The sequence below is a fragment of the Mycobacterium sp. SMC-17 genome, assembly GCF_045310915.1.
Lineage (GTDB): Bacteria > Actinomycetota > Actinomycetes > Mycobacteriales > Mycobacteriaceae > Mycobacterium.
Genome location: NZ_JBJIAK010000002.1, coordinates 33964 through 50967 on the forward strand (window position 1 = coordinate 33964; position 17004 = coordinate 50967).

At 69.2% G+C, this 17004-nt stretch carries 16 protein-coding genes; 4 read left to right on the top strand and 12 right to left on the bottom strand.

What is annotated here, in order from left to right; all coding sequences use genetic code 11:
- Positions 1-91: 91 nt before the first annotated feature.
- Both ACJH7A_RS01470 and ACJH7A_RS01475 read right to left on the bottom strand, forming a co-directional pair.
- Positions 92-628, bottom strand: a complete 537-nt coding sequence (locus ACJH7A_RS01470) for an alpha/beta hydrolase (RefSeq protein WP_346414917.1) — start codon at positions 626-628, stop codon at positions 92-94.
- Positions 629-1036: 408 nt separating this feature from the next.
- Complete coding sequence (locus tag ACJH7A_RS01475) at positions 1037-1219, bottom strand: hypothetical protein (RefSeq protein WP_318984332.1); 183 nt, start codon at positions 1217-1219, stop codon at positions 1037-1039.
- Positions 1220-1372: 153 nt separating this feature from the next.
- Here ACJH7A_RS01475 and ACJH7A_RS01480 point away from each other — a divergent pair, with 153 nt between their 5' ends.
- From ACJH7A_RS01480 to ACJH7A_RS01495, 4 genes are all read left to right on the top strand, one after another.
- Entirely contained in the window at positions 1373-2032 is a 660-nt protein-coding gene (locus tag ACJH7A_RS01480; protein ID WP_212811813.1) for a response regulator transcription factor, read from the top strand.
- Position 2033: 1 nt separating this feature from the next.
- A complete protein-coding gene (locus ACJH7A_RS01485) occupies positions 2034-3407 on the top strand; it encodes a sensor histidine kinase (RefSeq protein WP_406801325.1) in 1374 nt (457 codons plus the stop codon).
- The gene (locus ACJH7A_RS01490) at positions 3404-4333 is read left to right on the top strand and encodes a TAXI family TRAP transporter solute-binding subunit (protein WP_406801326.1); all 930 of its coding nucleotides are present in this window, start codon (positions 3404-3406) and stop codon (positions 4331-4333) included. The genes ACJH7A_RS01485 and ACJH7A_RS01490 overlap by 4 nt, the downstream gene beginning before the upstream one ends.
- Positions 4334-4437: 104 nt before the next feature.
- Positions 4438-6036, top strand: coding sequence for an amino acid permease (locus tag ACJH7A_RS01495; protein WP_406801327.1), 1599 nt, complete (start codon positions 4438-4440; stop codon positions 6034-6036).
- Here the strand turns inward: ACJH7A_RS01495 and ACJH7A_RS01500 are convergent, their stop codons facing one another.
- The 10 genes from ACJH7A_RS01500 to ACJH7A_RS01545 form a co-directional block, all read right to left on the bottom strand.
- Positions 6037-7527, bottom strand: a complete 1491-nt coding sequence (locus ACJH7A_RS01500) for a cobyric acid synthase (RefSeq protein ID WP_406801328.1) — start codon at positions 7525-7527, stop codon at positions 6037-6039.
- Position 7528: 1 nt separating this feature from the next.
- Positions 7529-8386 carry a type I methionyl aminopeptidase gene (gene map, locus ACJH7A_RS01505; protein WP_212811818.1) on the bottom strand — a complete coding sequence of 286 codons (858 nt, stop codon included), beginning with the start codon at positions 8384-8386 and terminating at the stop codon, positions 7529-7531.
- Positions 8387-8411: 25 nt separating this feature from the next.
- Entirely contained in the window at positions 8412-8993 is a 582-nt protein-coding gene (locus tag ACJH7A_RS01510) for a DUF1707 domain-containing protein (RefSeq protein WP_212811819.1), read from the bottom strand.
- Between the two features lie 31 nt (positions 8994-9024).
- Positions 9025-10839, bottom strand: a complete 1815-nt coding sequence (locus ACJH7A_RS01515) for a penicillin-binding transpeptidase domain-containing protein (RefSeq protein WP_212811820.1) — start codon at positions 10837-10839, stop codon at positions 9025-9027.
- 187 nt (positions 10840-11026) lie between these two features.
- Positions 11027-11881 (bottom strand): GNAT family N-acetyltransferase, encoded by an 855-nt coding sequence (locus ACJH7A_RS01520; RefSeq protein ID WP_212811821.1) that lies wholly within the window; start codon positions 11879-11881, stop codon positions 11027-11029.
- A gap of 71 nt (positions 11882-11952) precedes the next feature.
- The gene (gene ispG, locus ACJH7A_RS01525) at positions 11953-13119 is read right to left on the bottom strand and encodes a flavodoxin-dependent (E)-4-hydroxy-3-methylbut-2-enyl-diphosphate synthase (protein ID WP_061009581.1); all 1167 of its coding nucleotides are present in this window, start codon (positions 13117-13119) and stop codon (positions 11953-11955) included.
- Between the two features lie 9 nt (positions 13120-13128).
- The gene (locus ACJH7A_RS01530; protein WP_406774917.1) at positions 13129-14364 is read right to left on the bottom strand and encodes a M50 family metallopeptidase; all 1236 of its coding nucleotides are present in this window, start codon (positions 14362-14364) and stop codon (positions 13129-13131) included.
- Positions 14361-15521: a 1-deoxy-D-xylulose-5-phosphate reductoisomerase gene (gene dxr, locus ACJH7A_RS01535; protein ID WP_406774916.1), complete on the bottom strand. Its 1161-nt coding sequence runs from the start codon at positions 15519-15521 to the stop codon at positions 14361-14363. Before dxr ends, ACJH7A_RS01530 begins: the two co-directional genes overlap by 4 nt.
- A gap of 86 nt (positions 15522-15607) precedes the next feature.
- A complete protein-coding gene (locus ACJH7A_RS01540) occupies positions 15608-16408 on the bottom strand; it encodes a DUF4097 family beta strand repeat-containing protein (protein WP_406774915.1) in 801 nt (266 codons plus the stop codon).
- 44 nt (positions 16409-16452) lie between these two features.
- Positions 16453-16956, bottom strand: coding sequence for a histidine kinase (locus ACJH7A_RS01545; protein ID WP_406774914.1), 504 nt, complete (start codon positions 16954-16956; stop codon positions 16453-16455).
- Positions 16957-17004 lie beyond the last annotated feature (48 nt).

The following is a 17004-nucleotide window of genomic DNA, read 5'->3' on the forward strand; positions in this document are numbered from 1 at the left end:
CCGTCGCTCCGCTCGCCCCTAGCGGCAGTTCCCGTCGCTTCGCTCGCCCCTAGCGGCAGTTCCCGTCGCTTCGCTCGCCCCTAGTGGGCGGTCACCAGGTACTGCTGCGCAGCACGATCTCGTTCGCCACCTGGGCGGTGAACTCCTCGGCACTGCGCCGGCCCATCAGCTCCGACAGCCGGAACTCGCCGTAGATGAAGCGTTGTCCGGCCTGCGCCCGCGCCCGGGCATCGGCGCTGGTTACGACGACGGTGGTGTTGATCTCCACCGGCGGGCACCCGTCGCCCGCTGCCCCGTCGGCGCGCGGATGGCTACCGTCGACGGCCACCAGGGCGGTGAACCGGTCCAGCCGCGTGGCCGCCAGCCGCCAGGCCAGCTCGCCCGCGCTGCGGTCGGCGAACAACAACGCCCACTTCACCCCGAGCGTATCCAGTATGCCGACAACCGAATTCACGGTCAGCCGGTCGTCGGCCTCGATCACCACGGTGCGCAGCGAAGCGGTGTGGAGCAACTCGCACAGGGCGCCCGTCGCCTGCTTGGTCGTGAGCATGACGACTGTCGTGGCGGCGTCGGGGCCAGACACGTCGACGGTGGCGCCGAAACCGTCGACGGTCGGGATGATTGGCATGACGCCACCGTAGCGAACGTAACCGGACCGCAGGTACCGATATTCAGCAGCCGCCACCACCGCCGCCTCCGCAGCCACCGCCGCCCCCGCAACCTCCACCACCGCAGCCGCCGCCCCCGCCGCAGCCGCTCGAGCCACCGCTGTCCGAGAATCCGGCGCCCCACCCGCCGTCGGAACCCGCGCCCACGCCATAGGCCGCAGCACCACGGCGGCCCGCACCACGGCGGCGCGCTGCACGACGGCGGCGCGAGCGCCAGGCCGCGAAGATGTGCATTCCGAGGATGGACCCGACGACCAAAAGGGACACGATCATCGGCACCCACGAAGAATCACTGTCGGCGGTGTCCGCCATTCCGATTTCGGCTACGACGCTGACAACGTTCATGGTTTCGTCCGCTCTCTTGCCGCTCAGGCCGTCGGCCGCGAGTACAGCGTGTCCGTCATGACGACGACATCGCAGGAATGGCCGGCCAGTGCCACGGCGAACGTGAATTCAGTTGGGCTCCACCCGGACCCGAGGGAACCGAAAGCAACGAGTACGCCGGCCACGACGGCGACCGTCGCCTGGGCGAAATAGGTGTTCGGGTACATCGTGACCTCCTCAGGTCTGTTGGTGAGCACATGGTTTCCGCGCACCGGGTCCACCGGAATACTCCGCGGCGCGCGCCGGGCCTTTCCTTGCACGATCCTCAGATTCACTGCGAAATCAGCGGGTTCACCGAGCCCGCGCCCTACCATCGGCCCATGCGCGTGCTGCTCGTCGAGGACGATCAGGGGGTCGCCGCTGCGCTGGTCGAGCTGCTGGAACAGACGGGGCTCACCGTCACCCACACCACCCGCGGCGACGACGCGCTCAATCGCGTCAAGGGCTGCGACCTGGTGTTACTGGATCTGGGCCTGCCCGACATGGACGGGCTGGACGTCCTTCGCACACTGCGCCGGGCATCGACCGCGCCGGTCATCATCATGACGGCACGCGACAGCGACGGCGCCGTGGTGCTGGGGCTGCGCGCCGGGGCCGACGACTACCTGGTCAAGCCCGTCCGAAAGGCGGTGCTGCTGGCCCGGATCGAGGCCGTCATGCGGCGAGTGCAGCGCAGCACCGGTCCCGTCGCGCGCCCGCCCGTGGTGGCCGGGCCGGTGACCATCGATCGCGACCGGCACGAGGTGACCGTGGCCGGCCAGACACAGGCGCTGACCAAGACCGAGTACCAGATTCTGGCCACGCTGGCTGCCCGTCAGGGTGAGGCGGTCAGCCGTGAAGAGGTGATGCTCGAGTGCTGGGGCACCGCGGTGGTGGGCCGCTCCCGGTCCCTGGATTTCTTCGTGGGCCAGATTCGGTCCAAGCTGGCCGGAATACCGCTGCACACCGTGCGTGGCTTCGGTTACCGGTTGGATCACTGACGTGGGTCTGCGGGTTCGTGCGCTGCTGATGACGCTGCTGCTCATCGCGACGGCGGCGTTGGCGATCCCGCTTGCCCTGAGCCTGGCCGACCACCGCACCAACGTGCTGCACACCGAACGCGAGCGGCAACTGACGACGCTGGCCGACGTCGCTGCCAGCGCGGGCGCACTCGACACCGAACTGGTCGAGCGTTACCACCGGGTGTACGGCGAAGGCGTGCTGATCGTCGACGCGGACGGCCGGACGCTCGCCGCCGCCGGGTTGTCGGTCACCGATCCCGGGGTGACGACGGCCGCCGAGCGCGCGCTGTCCGACGCTCCCGCCGCACCGCGGAGCCGGATCATGCCGTGGGACCGGCGACCGATGCTGCAGGCCAAGGGAATTCGGCGCAACGGCGAGCTGGTCGGAGCGGTGGTCCTGGGCGTCGACCCGGCCACCGCCGCACACGACATCACCGTGGACTGGTTGTGGATCGCGGCGGGCTGCATCGTGTTGCTCGGGGTTGCGGCCGTCACCGCGCAGAGCGTGACCCGGTGGGTGCTGCGGCCGCTGGTCGGGCTGGAGCGGGCCGTCGAGGACATGGCCGGCGGCATCGCCGGCCAGCCGGCTCACGTGTCGGGACCGCCTGAGCTGCGGCGCTTCACGTCGGCGTTCAACGCCATGGCGCAGGCGGTGCACGCCTCGCTCGATCATCAACGCCGGCTGATCGCCGACGCCTCCCACCAGTTGCGCAACCCACTGGCCGCAGTGCGGCTGCGCGCCGACACCCTCGAAGACCACGTCGCCGCATCGGGGCGCCCGACCTACGACTCGATGTCGGCGGAGCTGGACCGGTTGGAGAACCTGCTGGCCCAGTTGCTCCGCCTGGCGCGCGCCGAGGAGGCCAGCCACAGCCACCGTTCCGGTCTGGTTGCGGCAGTGCATGATTCGACAGATCTGGACAGCGTCGTCGAGCAGCGGCTGGACTTCTGGCAGACCAACGCAGACGCCGATGACCAGCGGCTGCGCTTCGAGACCGCCCACCCCCACCTCGCCGTCCGGATGCCGCGCCACGATGTCGAGCAACTCTTGGACATCGCACTGGACAACGCCTTGCGCTACTCCGGTACGGGCACCACCGTCACCGTGTCGACGGTGCCCACCGACGCCGGCATCGATCTCACCGTCAGCGACAACGGCCCCGGCCTACCCGCCGACACCGTCGCGCGGGCGGCCACCCGGTTCTGGCGCGGGCACGACGACAGCCAGGGCACCGGCCTCGGCCTGGCCATCGCCACCGAAATCGCCGCCGCACACGGCGGATCGGCATCGGTCGAGCGGTCCCCCGACGGCGGTCTCGCGGTCCGCTATCACCTGCCGGCGAGCACATCATGACCCTGACCCGGCGCGCGTTCCTCGCCTCCTCCGCCGCTGCGGTCGCCGCGGCCTGCCTGCCGAACAACACCCAGGGCACCATTCGGCTGGCCGCCGGGGATCGCGGCGGCCTGTATCTGGCGGTGGGCGAGATCTTCGCCCAGCGCCTACGGGTTCGGTATCCCGGCATCACGGTCACCGTGATGCCCACCGCCGGCAGCGTCGACAATCTCGAGCTCCTGCGGTCGGGCCAGGCGGACATGGCACTCGCGCAGGCCGACGTGGTCGAGCAGCAGTTGCGAGCCCGGCCGGCCACCGATGTCCCGCCTGCGGTCGCGCGAGTCTACGAGAACTATCTGCAGCTGGTCGTCCCCGACCACTCCGCCATCCGGCAGGTGAATGACCTTGCCGGACTGACGGTTTCCACCGGACCGTCCGGCTCCGGCGTCGCGGCCATCACCACGGTGCTGTTTCGCGCGGCGAACCTGGCCGACCGGGTCCGGCGGGTCGACCTGCGCCTGAACGATGCGGTGGCCGCCCTCGGCAACCACACCATCGACGCGCTGGTCTGGTCCGGCGGCATCCCCACACCCGCCATCGCCGAGCTCGACAAGACGCTGCCGCTGCGCATCCTGGACCTGACGCCGTGGGTCGCACCGATGACGGAACTGGCGTCCTATCCCTACCTGCTCCTGCGGGCGCCGATCGGCGCCTATGTGCCGTCCAGCGTGTACACCATCGGCTCCCCCGATCTGCTGCTGTGCCGGCCCGGCCTGCCGAACGCGCTGGCGGCGGCCGCGGTCGATGTCTTGGCGAACGACGCGACGCAGCTCATGCCGCCGGAAGTCCGCGGGTTGCAGTACCTGCAGCCGCCGTCGATGATCCAGACCGGCCGAATCCCGTTGCACCCCGGCGCCATCGAGGAATACCGCATCCTGCACGGCTGAGCGCGGGCCGAAACATCGCCGTAACGCCAGGACCCGTTGGCCAGCGCGAAACCCGGACTGACCCTATTGTTCTTCAACATCCGGGGGCGCCTAAGGAGGCCACAGTGCCAGAAGGACACGAAGCACTTACCGAAGACGAGCTGCTACTGGCCAAGCTCGGATACAGCCAGGAACTGCAGCGCTCCTGGTCCGGGTTCAGCAATTTCGCCATCTCGTTCTCGATCATCTCCATCCTCTCGGGGTGCTTCACCTCGTTCGGGCTGGGCTGGAACAACGGCGGACCGGCCGCGATCGCCTGGGGCTGGCCGATCGTCGCGGCATTCATCCTCGTCATCGGCCTCTGTATGTCCGAACTGGTGTCGGCCTTCCCTACCTCCGGCGGAATCTATTGGTGGGCAGCAAAACTCGGCGGCGCGAAAGCCGGCTTCTACGCCGGCTGGCTCAACCTCATCGGACTGGTGGCCATCCTCGCGTCCGTGGCCTACGGCTGCGCGACGTTCATCGACCTCACCTTGGGCACTCTCAGCGCCGATTGGCTGGCGGGATACAGCCTCACCCGGACCTTCGTCATCTTCGTTGCGATCCTGGGCATCTCGGCGCTGATCAACATCTTCTCCAGCCATCTGCTGGCGATCATCAACAACGTCTCCGTATGGTGGCACGTCTTCGGCGCGGCCGCGGTCATCGGCATCCTGATCTTCGTACCGACTCACCACGCGAGTTTCTCGGACGTCTTCGCCAAGACGATCAACAACAGCGGCATGTTCGGCGGCGCCACCTCGGGCGCCGGTTGGCTGTTGGTGGTGCTGCCGATCTCGGTGATCCTCACGCAGTACACGATCACCGGCTACGACGCGTCGGCACACCTGTCGGAGGAAACCAAGAGCGCGGCGGGTGCGGCCGCCAAGGGCATCTGGCGGTCCATCTTCTACTCGGCCGTCGGCGGCTGGATCCTCTTGCTGGCCTTCCTGTTTGCCGTCCAGGATTCCGACGCGGTATCCAAGGGCGGCGGCGCGGTGGCCGCCATCTTCAACCAGGCCATGAGTTCGAACTGGGCGACGGCAGTGCTGTTCATCTCGACAGCCGGCCAGTTCTTCTGCGCCGTCGCCTGCCAGACCAGCGCATCCCGGATGCTGTTCGCGTTCAGCCGGGACCGCGCGGTGCCCGGCCATCGGTGGTGGTCGGAGGTCAACAAGCACCGGGTGCCGACACACAGCGTCACGATCACCGCGGTCGTGGCCGCCGCACTCACCCTGCCGGCCCTGGTCAAGGTCGACATCAACGGCACGCCCACACCGGTGGCGTTCTACGCCGTCGTCTCCATCGGGGTCGTCGGGGTCTACCTGTGCTTCGCGGTGCCGATCTACTACCGCTGGCGTGCCGGCGATGAATTCCAAACGGGCAGTTGGAATCTGCGCGGCCACCATCGCTGGATGGCGCCGGTGGCGCTGGCCGAGATCACGATCACCTCGATCATCGCGATGTTCCCGACATCCCTCGGCGGCGTGCCGTGGGACCCGAGCTTCGAGTGGAAGTTCGTGAACTACACGCCGTTGCTGGTCGGTGGTGTCCTGGTCTTGCTCTACATCTACTGGCACGTGTCGGTGAAGAACTGGTTCACCGGCCCCATCAAGCAGGTCGAGGAGCCGATAGAACCGACGGCGCCGACAGCACCGGCAGAGCCCGTGGGCGAACCGAGCTGATCACGCGAGCAGGCTGCCGGTGATCACCGGCCGGGCCGGCGCACCGGACTCGACGAGCTTCAGCACCGCGTCGACATCCACATGTGCGGCAAGCAGATCGGCCATCACGTCGAGTTGCGCGTCGCGCAACGCAGCGACGTTCACGTCGTCGGCCACGACGAACCCGTCCTTGCCACAGCCCGTGGCGACCTCGGTGAGCCAGGCCCGCCGCACGGCGTCGTTGTCGAGCAGCCCGTGCCAGTGGGTGCCGTACACCTGACCCCGCCGGATACCGACCCCCAGCCAGTCCAGCTCGGCGCATCGCGCGACCCGGCCGTGGTGAATCTCGTAGCCGTACAACGGGGTGTCCCAGTGTTTCAGGGTCTTGTCGGCGTCGAACTCGATGTCGGCATCCAGCAGACCCAGTCCGGGCACCCGGCCCGCAGCGGACTCGACGGTGTCGTGGATCGTCGTGCACAGCATCTGGAACCCGCCGCAGACGCCGAGCACCGCATGCCCCGACCGGGCATGCGCGACAACGGCTTCGGCGAGTCCACGGTCGCGCAACCAGTTCAGATCGGAGACCGTCGCCTTGCTGCCGGGCAGCACCACCACATCGGCGTCGGCCAGCTCGGCCGCGGTGTCGACCCAGCGGACGTGCACCCCCGGCTCGCACGCAAGGGCCTCGACGTCGGTGGAGTTCGAGATGCGGGGCAGACGCACGGCGGCCACGGTCAGGACATCCCGGCCGCGCGGCGCCGTCGGCCGGCCCAGCTGCCCGCGTGGCGTGACCGACAGCGAGTCCTCGGCGTCGAGCCACAGGTCGTCGGAATACGGGATCACGCCGTAGGTCGGGCGGCCGGTGAGCGACTCCAGTTGTCGCAGGCCGGGTTCCAGCAGCGCCGGGTCGCCCCGGAACTTGTTGACTAGGAATCCCGCGATCAGTTTCTGGTCCGCGGGTTCGAGTACCGCCACCGTGCCGTACAGGTGCGCCAGCAGCCCGCCGCGGTCGATGTCGCCGACGACGACCACCGGCAGGTTCGCGGCGCGGGCCAGGCCCATGTTGGCCACGTCGGTGGCGCGCAGGTTGATCTCGGCGGGCGAGCCGGCGCCTTCGCAGATCACCACATCGAATTCGCTTCGCAGCGCGGCCAATTCGTCGGCCACGACGCCGGCCAGCTGCGTCCGGCGGGTGAAGTAGTCCCCCGCCGCCACCGTGCCGGCGACGACGCCGCGCACCACGAGTTGTGACGTCCGGTCCCCGCCCGGCTTGAGCAGGACCGGGTTGAACCGCACGCTCGGCGCCAGCCCGGCCGCCCGGGCCTGCATCGCCTGGGCGCGCCCGATCTCGCCGCCCTCGACCGTGACGGCCGAGTTGTTGGACATGTTCTGGGCCTTGAACGGCGCGACCCGCACGCCCTTGCGGGTCAGCAGCCGGCACAGCCCGGCCACCACCATCGACTTACCGGCGTCCGATGTGGTGCCGGCGACCAGCAGAGCCCCGCCGGTCACATCACGGCAGGGTCAGGATTTCGGCGCCGTCGTCGGTCACCACGAGGGTGTGCTCGAACTGCGCCGTCCACTTCTTGTCCACGGTCGCGACGGTCCAGTCGTCGTCCCAGATCTCGTAGTCCAGCGAGCCGAGGTTGATCATCGGCTCGATGGTGAAGGTCATGCCCGGCTCCAGCACGGTGTCGACCTCGGGCTTGTCGTAGTGCAGCACGATCAGGCCGTTGTGGAACGTCTCGCCGATGCCGTGCCCGGTGAAGTCGCGAACGACGTTGTAGCCGAATCGGTTTGCGTACGACTCGATGACGCGGCCGATCACCGACAGCTGCCGCCCCGGCTTGACGGCCTTGATGGCCCGCATGGTGGCTTCGTGGGTGCGCTCGACCAGCAGGCGGTGCTCCTCGGACACGTCGCCGGCCAGGAACGTGGCGTTGGTGTCGCCGTGCACGCCGTCCTTGTAGGCGGTGACGTCGATGTTGACGATGTCACCGTCCTCGATCACCGTCGAATCGGGGATGCCGTGGCAGATGATCTCGTTCAGCGAGGTGCAGCAGGACTTGGGAAAACCCTTGTAGCCCAGCGTCGACGGGTAGGCGCCGTGGTCGAGCATGTACTCGTGCGCCACCCGGTCCAGGTGGTCGGTCGTGACGCCGGGTGCGACGGCCTTGCCGGCCTCGGCGAGCGCCTGGGCCGCGATGCGGCCGGCGACGCGCATCTTCTCGATCACCTCGGGCGTCTGCACCCAGGGCTCGCTGCCTTCGCGCACCGTCGGCTTCCACGCGTACTCGGGGCGCGGGATCGACTTGGGCACCGGCAGGGTCGGAGACACCTCGCCGGGGCGAAGCGCGGTTCGAACAGACATCGTCCCAGCTTAGCGAGCGCCGGAGTTATCGGTCGCCGCGGCCGAACCACGTCCGGCGCGGCCCGCGGATATCGACCGACCCGAAGACCACCCGCCCGGTGAGGATGACGTGCGGGGTGCCGTCGGCGGGCGCGTCCTTGCGATGGTCGGTGGCACTGCCGACCGCCACCTCGACGTCGTCGATGGAGGCGCTGGCGCCCTCGGGCAGCCGGAGATCCAGAGAGCTGAACTTGAGATCGAGTTCGATGACCACGATGGGCCCGCCGAACCGGGCCCGGGTCAGGTCCAGGTCGATCGAGCCGACGCGGCGGACCAGCGCTAGCCGGGTCGGCACGACCCACTCACCCTGCCGCTTGAGCGACCCCATGACACCGCGAAGCTCGACGCGGTCGGCCGAGCCGGTCACGATCGCGTTGGGCGCGGGCAGGTCGCCGACCAGTACCGCCAGCTCGCCCTGCTGACGGGCAAGAGCGACCAGCGCGGACCGCTCGGAGAACTCGTCCATGTCGATGAGCCCCAGGGCCACCGCGTTGTGCAGCCGCCGGAGCGTGCCGTTGCGGTCGGCGTCGGAGACGCGCAGGACCGCGATCTCGTCGCTGTTGGTCACCCAAACAGGCTACTCATGTCAGGGGCTTCGGTCAGGCCAGGTAATCGGGCGGCAGGCCCTTGAACATGTCCCGGCACATCCGGACCGCCGTCTCCGACCCGCCACCGCCGACGATGAGGGCCGCGAAGGCCATGTCACCGCGGTAGCCGGCGAACCAGGCGTGCGAACCACCCTGGAACTCGGCTTCCCCGGTCTTGCCGCGCACGTCGCCGCTGCCGCGCAGATCCTTGGCTGTGCCGTTGGTCACCACCAGCTGCATCATGGGCCGTAGACCGTCGACCATCTTGGGCGTGATCGGCGCCGTATTGCCGGAGACGGTGGTCGGGCGGCCTTCGATCAGCCGCGGGAGCGGGGTCTTTCCGGCCGCGACCGTCGCCGCCGCCAGTGCCATGCCGAACGGGCTGACCACCACCTTGCCCTGGCCGAAGCCGTCCTCGGTGCGCTCGGCCAGGTTCACGGTGGGCGGCACCTTCCCGGTGACGGTGTCGATGCCGGCGACCTGGTAGTCGGCGCCGATGCCGTACTGCGCGGCCGCGTTCGTCAGGGCGCGCGGCGGCATCCGGCTGGCCAGTTCGGCGAAGGTCGTGTTGCACGAGTTCGCGAAGGCCCTCGACATCGGGACGACGCCGAGGTCGAACCGGTCGTAGTTCGGGATGGTGCGATGCCCGATGTCGATGGTGCCGGGGCAGCCGAGCAGCGTGTTGGGCCCGGCCATGTCGGTCTCGATGGCAGCGCCGGCGGTGACCATCTTGAACGTCGACCCGGGCGGGTAGAGGCCCATGGTGGCGGTGGGGCCGTCGGCGTCGGCGGCCGCGTTCTGGGCCACGGCCAGGATTTCGCCGGTCGACGGCTTGATGGCGACGATCATCGCCTTGCGGCCCACCATGTTCACCGCATCCTGGGCCGCGTTCTGCACGTTGCGGTCCAGGCTGATGGTGATCGACGGGGCCGGCTTACCCGGGACCTCGTTCAGGACGTCGATGTCGGCGCCGTTCTGGTTGACGCTGACGACGCGCCAACCCGGCTGGCCGACCAGCTGATCGGCGACCTGCTTCTTGACCTCGGTGACGATGGCCGGCGCGAATCGGGGATCGGTGGGGACCATCTCCGGCTGCGGGGTGATCACCACACCGGGCAGATGGCCGAGCAACCCCGACACCTTGTCGTTGTCCTCGCGGCGCAGGGTGATCAGGTTGAGCGGTCCGGTGGACGAGCTGGCCTGTTCGGCGAGCCGCTGGGCGTCCATGGTGTTGTCGAACTGCCGCAGCACGTCGGCGACCACGCGGGAGGTCCGCATCAGCTCGCCCGCCGCGGACCGGGCGTTCAGCGCGTAGTTGTAGTGGTACCCCGGTACCAGAACGTTCGTGCCGCCGAGCTCGTTGACCGAGGCGCGGATCGGCTGGTCGGCGCGCAGCTGAAAGCTCTGGTGCTCCCCCAGGTTGGGATGCAAATCCGTGCTGCCCCAACGGACTTGCCACCGGCCGTCCTGCCGGATCATGTTGAGCTGTCCGGTGTAGGCCCAGGTGCGATCCTTGGGCAGGTGCCAGGTGTACCGGTAGGTGATCTTGCCGGTGTCCTGGGTGTACTTGGAGCCGAGCACCTGCGCGTCGAGCTTGGTTGCCTGCAGGCCGGACCAGGCCTGGTTGATCGCGGTGCGGGCCTCGTTGGGCTTGTCGGACAGGTCGGCGGCGGCACCGGTGTCGCCGCGGCCGAGCGCGGCGAAGAACGCCTGCGCGGTGGGCTCGGGGCCGTTGGGCTTCGGGGTGCAGGCCGTCATCGCTCCTGCGACCGCCACCACCGACAACAACGCGGCCGAGCGTGAAACGGATGATGTGTGCGTTGCCATTGGGGCTGATGTTAGAAGTGTGACCAGCCCGTGGCATGGAGGCACACCGAGATACAACCGTGACAGTTTTGTGAGCTACGTCGGATTGCGAGCCTTGCCGGCCCCCGGCGGGCGACCTCGAGATCGACGTTCCACACCGCCCGGCCGGCGTGTCGCGTGCCCAACGCGCATGTCGGGCGCGAAAACGTCAGTCCAGCAACACGGTGGCGTACGTACCCAGCTGGCTGAACCCGATACGCCGGTAGATCGCCCGAGCCGGGGCGTTGAAATCGTTGACGTAGAGGCTGGGCGTCCGGCCGCTGCGCAGCACCGCCGACGCCAAGCTTGCCGTGCCGGCGGCACCGAGACCGCGGCCACGCCAGTCCGGGTGTACCCACACACCCTGGATCTGACCGACCCGCGACGTCTGGGCGCCGATCTCCGCCTTGAACACGACCTGGCCGTCCTCGAACCGCGCCCAGGCCCGGCCCGCGGCGATCAGCCCCGCCAGCCGGCGGCGGTAGCCGCGGCCGCCGTCGCCCATCCGCGGGTCGACACCCACCTCACCGATGAACATGTCCACTGCCGCAACGACATACGCGTCCAGCTCGTCCATCCGGACCGGGCGCACCGCCGGGTCGACGGGGCACTGCGGAGCGTCGGACAGCGTCAGCAGCGGCTGGCAGTCCCGCACCTCGCGGGCCGGTCCCCACACCTGGGCCAGCTGCTGCCACATGGGCAGTACCAGCTCGGCGCGGCCCACGAGCGACGAACACCGCCGCGGCGCGCTCATGACCTTGTCGGCGAACACCATCATGTCGGCCGCGGTGCCCCGCATCGGGATCAGGTTCACCCCGGCGAAGCACAGCGACTCGGCGGGCCGGCTACGCGTCCACAGCTCACCGCCGATGGCCACCGGATCGAGGCCGTGGTCGCCGACGCGGGCAGCCACCATGCAGGTGCCGACCGGATCCTCGTCGAAGACCTGCTGCACCTGGGCGACCTCGCGCACCACTGAGATCCGGCGCGCATCTGCGATCCGGAACAGCGGAGGAGCCGACATTCACCGACCTTCTGCGAGTGTGACCTGGTTGCTAGTTGGGGCTGTCCGTGACCGTAGTCACAGAACTGTGCTCAGCTTACGGTTACGACGGGCGAACCGCTCGCATCGGTTCCCGACTCGGCGGCGATTCGCATCGCCTCTTCGATCAGGGTCTCGACGATCTGCGACTCGGGCACGGTCTTGATCACCTCGCCGCGCACGAAAATCTGGCCCTTGCCGTTGCCGGACGCCACGCCGAGGTCCGCCTCGCGTGCCTCGCCCGGCCCGTTGACGACGCAGCCCATGACGGCGACGCGCAGCGGCACGTCGAGCCCGTCGAGGCCGGCCGACACCGCGTTCGCGAGCTTGTAGACGTCCACCTGGGCACGTCCACAGGACGGGCACGACACGATCTCCAGGCCGCGGGGCCGCAGGTTCAGCGACTCCAGGATCTGGTTGCCGACCTTGACCTCCTCCACCGGCGGCGCGGACAGGGACACCCGGATGGTGTCGCCGATGCCCTCGCTCAACAGCGCGCCGAACGCGACGGCGCTCTTGATGGTCCCCTGGAACGCCGGACCGGCCTCGGTCACGCCGAGGTGCAGCGGGTAGTCGCACTTCGCGGCCAGCTGCCGGTAGGCCTCGACCATGATCACCGGGTCGTTGTGCTTGACGCTGATCTTGATGTCACCGAAGCCGTGTTCCTCGAACAGCGAGGCCTCCCACAGCGCCGACTCGACGAGCGCCTCCGGGGTCGCCTTGCCGTACTTCTCGAGCAGCCGCGGGTCCAGCGAACCGGCGTTGACGCCGATGCGGATCGGGATGCCGGCAGCACCGGCGGCCTTGGCGACCTCCTTGACCCGGCCGTCGAACTCCTTGATGTTGCCCGGGTTCACGCGCACCGCGGCGCAGCCGGCGTCGATGGCCGCGAAGATGTACTTGGGCTGGAAGTGGATGTCGGCGATCACCGGAATCTGGCTGTGGCGAGCGATCTCTGCCAGCGCGTCGGCGTCCTCCTGCCGCGGACAGGCCACGCGCACGATGTCGCAACCGGACGCCGTCAGCTCGGCGATCTGCTGCAGCGTGGCGTTCACGTCGTGGGTCTTCGTGGTGCACATCGACTGCACCGCGATCGGGTAGTCACTGCCGACGCCGACGTCGCGCACCATCAGCTGACGGGTCTTGCGGCGCGGCGCCAGGGTCGGCGGGGCCGGCGGTTCACTACCGACACCCGGCATACCCAAACCGATGGAGGTCATCACGGTCTCCTACTGGAAGATTCGAATGGGGTTCACAAGGTCTGCCGTCACGGTCAGCAGCATGTAGCCGCCGATCACCACCAGCACGACGTAGGTGGCAGGCATCAGCTTGAGGTAGTTCACGGGCGCCGCGGCGACTTTGCCACGGGACGCGCGAATCATATTGCGCAGCTTCTCGAAGACCGCGACCGCGATGTGTCCACCGTCGAACGGCAGCAGCGGCAGCAGGTTCACCGCGCCCAGCACGAAGTTCAGCTGCGCCAGGAAGAACCAGAACATCACCCACAGGCCGCGGTCGACGGTGTCGCCGCCGATGATGCTGGCCCCGACGACGCTGATCGGGGTCTCCTTGTCGCGCTCGCCGCCACCGATCGAGTGGATCAGGGCACCGACCTTGGTCGGGATCTTCGCCAGCGACTTGCCCAGTTCGACGGCCAGATCGCCGGTGAAGGTGAACGTCGCGGGCACTGCGGTCAGCACGTTGTACTGCGTCGGTCCGGGCTGCGGCGCCGCGGTCACGCCGATGGCACCGACCGTTGCAGCGGTGTCGGAGTCTTTGTTCGTGAATCGCTGCGTCTGCTCGACGTTGACGGTGGTGGTGAACGTCTGGCCGCCGCGTTCGTAGACGACCGGGACAGTGCCGCTCAGGCCACGGATGGCCTTCGCCATCTCCTCGAAGGTGCTGACCGGCTTGTCGCCGACCTTGACCACCGTGTCACCGGCCTTCAGGCCCGCCGCCGCGGCGGGGCCGGCGCCCGGGTGCGGGCACGGCCCGAACAGGTTGTCCCCCGTCTTGGTGATCTGCGGCGCCACACAGGCGGTCTCACCGATCTCCGCGGTCGTCGTCGGGTGCAGGTTGGGCAGGCCCCACGTGACGGCGATGCCGTAGATCAGCACCAGGCCGATGATGAAGTTCATCGCCGGTCCGGCGAACAGGACGGCGACGCGCTTCCACACCTTCTGCTTGTACATCGCGTAGGGCTCGTCCTGCGGCGCGATCTCGTCGACCGACGTCATGCCCGCGATGTCGCAGAAGCCGCCCAGCGGCACGGCCTTGAGCCCGTATTCGGTGGTGCCGAGCCGGTTGGGCCGGTGCGTGGACCACAGCGTCGGGCCGAAGCCGACGAAGTACCGCCGCACCTTCATCCCGGTGGCCCGGGCGACCCACATGTGACCGCACTCGTGCAGGGCCACCGAGACCAGAATGGCCAGCGCGAAGAGCGCAATACCGATCACGAACATCATCGGGCGGGCACAACCTCCTGTGCGACGATGCGCCGCGCCCGGTCCCGGGCCCAATCCTGCGCATCGAGTACGTCATCCACGGTACTGGGTTCGGCGGCCCATTGATCCGCAGCGCCCAGCACTTCAGCAACGGTCCGCACGATCGCCGGGAACGTGATCCGGCCGTCGAGGAACGCGGCCGCGGCCTCTTCGTTGGCGGCGTTGTAGACCGCGGTCAGGCAACCGCCGCGGGTACCCGCCTCGCGGGCCAGCCGGACCGCAGGGAAGACGTCGTCGTCCAGTGGCTCGAACTCCCAGGTCGCCGCCGTGGTCCAGTCGCACGCCGAGGCGGCGCCCGGGACGCGGGCCGGCCAGCCCAGCGCCAGCGCGATGGGCAGCTTCATGTCGGGCGGGCTGGCCTGCGCAAGCGTCGAGCCGTCGGTGAACGTGACCATCGAATGCACGATGGACTGCGGGTGCACCACGACGTCGATGCGGTCGTAGTCGATGCCGAACAGCAGGTGGGTCTCGATGAGCTCGAGCCCCTTGTTGACCAGCGACGCCGAGTTCAGGGTGTTCATCGGGCCCATGGACCAGGTCGGGTGGGCACCGGCCTGCTCGGGCGTGACGGCCTCGAGGTCCTTGGCCGCCCAACCGCGGAACGGTCCGCCCGACGCGGTGAGCACCAGGCGGGCCACTTCGTCGGCGGTGCCACCGCGCAGGCACTGGGCCAGCGCCGAATGTTCGGAGTCGACGGGCACGATCTGGCCGGGCTGCGCCGCCTTGAGCACCAGCGGGCCGCCGGCGACCAGCGATTCCTTGTTCGCGAGGGCGAGCCGGGCACCCGAGTGCAGTGCGGCCAGCGTCGGCTTCAAACCGAGCGCGCCGACCAGAGAGTTGAGGACGACGTCGGCCTCGGTGTCCTCGACCAGCCGAGTGGCGGCGTCGTCACCCGCGTAGGTGACGTCGCCGATGCGCTCGGCTGCGGTGGGGTCGGCAACGGCGATGTTGGTGACGCCGGTCTCGGTGCGCTGCCGGGCCAGCAGTTCGGCGTTGCCGCCGCCGGCCGCCAGGCCGACGATCTCGAACCGGTCGGGGTTGGCGGCGATCACCTCCAGCGCCTGGGTACCGATCGACCCGGTACTGCCGAGCACCAGGACTCGTAGCCGCTCACTCACGTCTCTATTGTGCCGCCCCGGCCTGGCTTCGGCGCCGTCGGTGGCACATCCAGATCAGCAATGACGGATCGCCGGGACGGGCCGCGTCAGGCAGGCACGGTCGTGGCGCGGCGGATCGTGATGTCGCCCGAGGCGGTGCGGGCGTGCACGGTCAGCCGCCGGTCGTCGTGCTCGGGGCCCGCGGCGGGAGTCAGGTCGCTGCGCACGGTCCCCGACCGGCTGTCCAGATCGAGGTTCGCGGCGGTCCCCTGGGCCACGCCGACCTCGACGTCGCCGCTGGCGGTCGCGGCGGAGATCGATCCCGACTCGGCGCCGGCGACGGTCAGCGATCCGGATGCGGTCCGGCTGTGCACGCTCCCGCGCAAGGTGCCGACGGTCGCCGAACCGCTGGCCGCCTGGAACTTCAGGCCGCCGTCGAGGCCGTCGATCGACAGCTCCCCCGACGCCGTGGCTACGTTGGCGTTGCCCACCACGCGACGAGCGGCAACGTCACCGGAAGCGGTGGCGGCCTTGATGTTTCCCTCGACAGCGTCGAGCGCAGCGGTGCCACTGGCAGCGTCGAACCGGCAGTCGCCGATCGTGCCGTCGACCCGCAGGTCCGCTGACGACACCGCGACAGCGAGCCTCGACAGCGACGGCATCGCGATGTCGACGTTGACCGCGCCGCGCGACAGTGACAGCAGTTTCTTGCCGACGGTCACCGTCAGCGCGCCGTTGGCGAAATCGATGTGCGCCTGCTCGGCCCCTCGGACGTCGGCTGCCCGCAGCGGGTCACGCGGCGTGACGCGCACCTCGGTGTCAGCGCGGTCGGCGGCGGTGATGCGCACCGCGCCGGCACCCAGTTCGATCGTGGCGGTGATGGGGCCGGGCGTGGGAAAGGTTCGCATTGTGGTCTCCGATCGGTGGATGGGTTTTCTTCGGTTCGGCGTCGTCAGCGGACCCAGCCGGTGACGGTGTTGCCGCGCTTCCGGTCACGTGGCGCCGGCCCGCCGAGCGCGGCGCCGACCGCGCGAACCAGCCAGGCGTTGACCGACAGGCCGTCGCGCCGGGCGGCGGCGTCCACGCCGCTGCGCAGCCCCTCGGGCAGCCGGAGGGTGACGCGCCACGTGCCGCCGTCGTCGCCGGCCGGGACTGCGACGTCCCCGTCAGGCAGCTCCGCATCGGGGTCGGCACTGCGTGGATCGGCTTCGGCCGACAGCCCGGTCACGGCGAATTCCGGGTCTCGACCGCGCAGGCGCACGTCGACCGACGCGGGCGCCAGCTCGCGGGTGATGTGCTCGGCCGCCTCCGACAGCGCCTCGAGCAGCGCGAGCCGCAAGGCGGAGTCCAGCGGCGCGGTGAGCCGTTCGGCGAGTTCAGCGGCTTCCTCGCCGCCGGCCGCAGCGGCGATTTCCAACTCCAGCCGAACTCCGTCGACATACGGTTGCAGATCCATGACACCAATATGACACCATTACGGTGTCACCACAAGCGTCATTTTGAC

What these genes read in the sequence shown, in the direction of transcription:
- ACJH7A_RS01490 (WP_406801326.1), top strand. Translation starts at nt 3,404, where the DNA reads ATGACCCTGACCCGGCGCGCGTTCCTCGCCTCCTCCGCCGCTGCGGTC.
- ACJH7A_RS01540 (WP_406774915.1), bottom strand. Translation starts at nt 16,408, where the DNA reads ATGCGAACCTTTCCCACGCCCGGCCCCATCACCGCCACGATCGAACTG.
- ACJH7A_RS01480 (WP_212811813.1), top strand. Translation starts at nt 1,373, where the DNA reads ATGCGCGTGCTGCTCGTCGAGGACGATCAGGGGGTCGCCGCTGCGCTG.
- ACJH7A_RS01530 (WP_406774917.1), bottom strand. Translation starts at nt 14,364, where the DNA reads ATGATGTTCGTGATCGGTATTGCGCTCTTCGCGCTGGCCATTCTGGTC.
- ACJH7A_RS01520 (WP_212811821.1), bottom strand. Translation starts at nt 11,881, where the DNA reads ATGTCGGCTCCTCCGCTGTTCCGGATCGCAGATGCGCGCCGGATCTCA.
- ACJH7A_RS01475 (WP_318984332.1), bottom strand. Translation starts at nt 1,219, where the DNA reads ATGTACCCGAACACCTATTTCGCCCAGGCGACGGTCGCCGTCGTGGCC.
- map (WP_212811818.1), bottom strand. Translation starts at nt 8,386, where the DNA reads ATGTCTGTTCGAACCGCGCTTCGCCCCGGCGAGGTGTCTCCGACCCTG.
- ACJH7A_RS01515 (WP_212811820.1), bottom strand. Translation starts at nt 10,839, where the DNA reads ATGGCAACGCACACATCATCCGTTTCACGCTCGGCCGCGTTGTTGTCG.
- ACJH7A_RS01545 (WP_406774914.1), bottom strand. Translation starts at nt 16,956, where the DNA reads ATGGATCTGCAACCGTATGTCGACGGAGTTCGGCTGGAGTTGGAAATC.
- ispG (WP_061009581.1), bottom strand. Translation starts at nt 13,119, where the DNA reads ATGACCTCCATCGGTTTGGGTATGCCGGGTGTCGGTAGTGAACCGCCG.
- ACJH7A_RS01470 (WP_346414917.1), bottom strand. Translation starts at nt 628, where the DNA reads ATGCCAATCATCCCGACCGTCGACGGTTTCGGCGCCACCGTCGACGTG.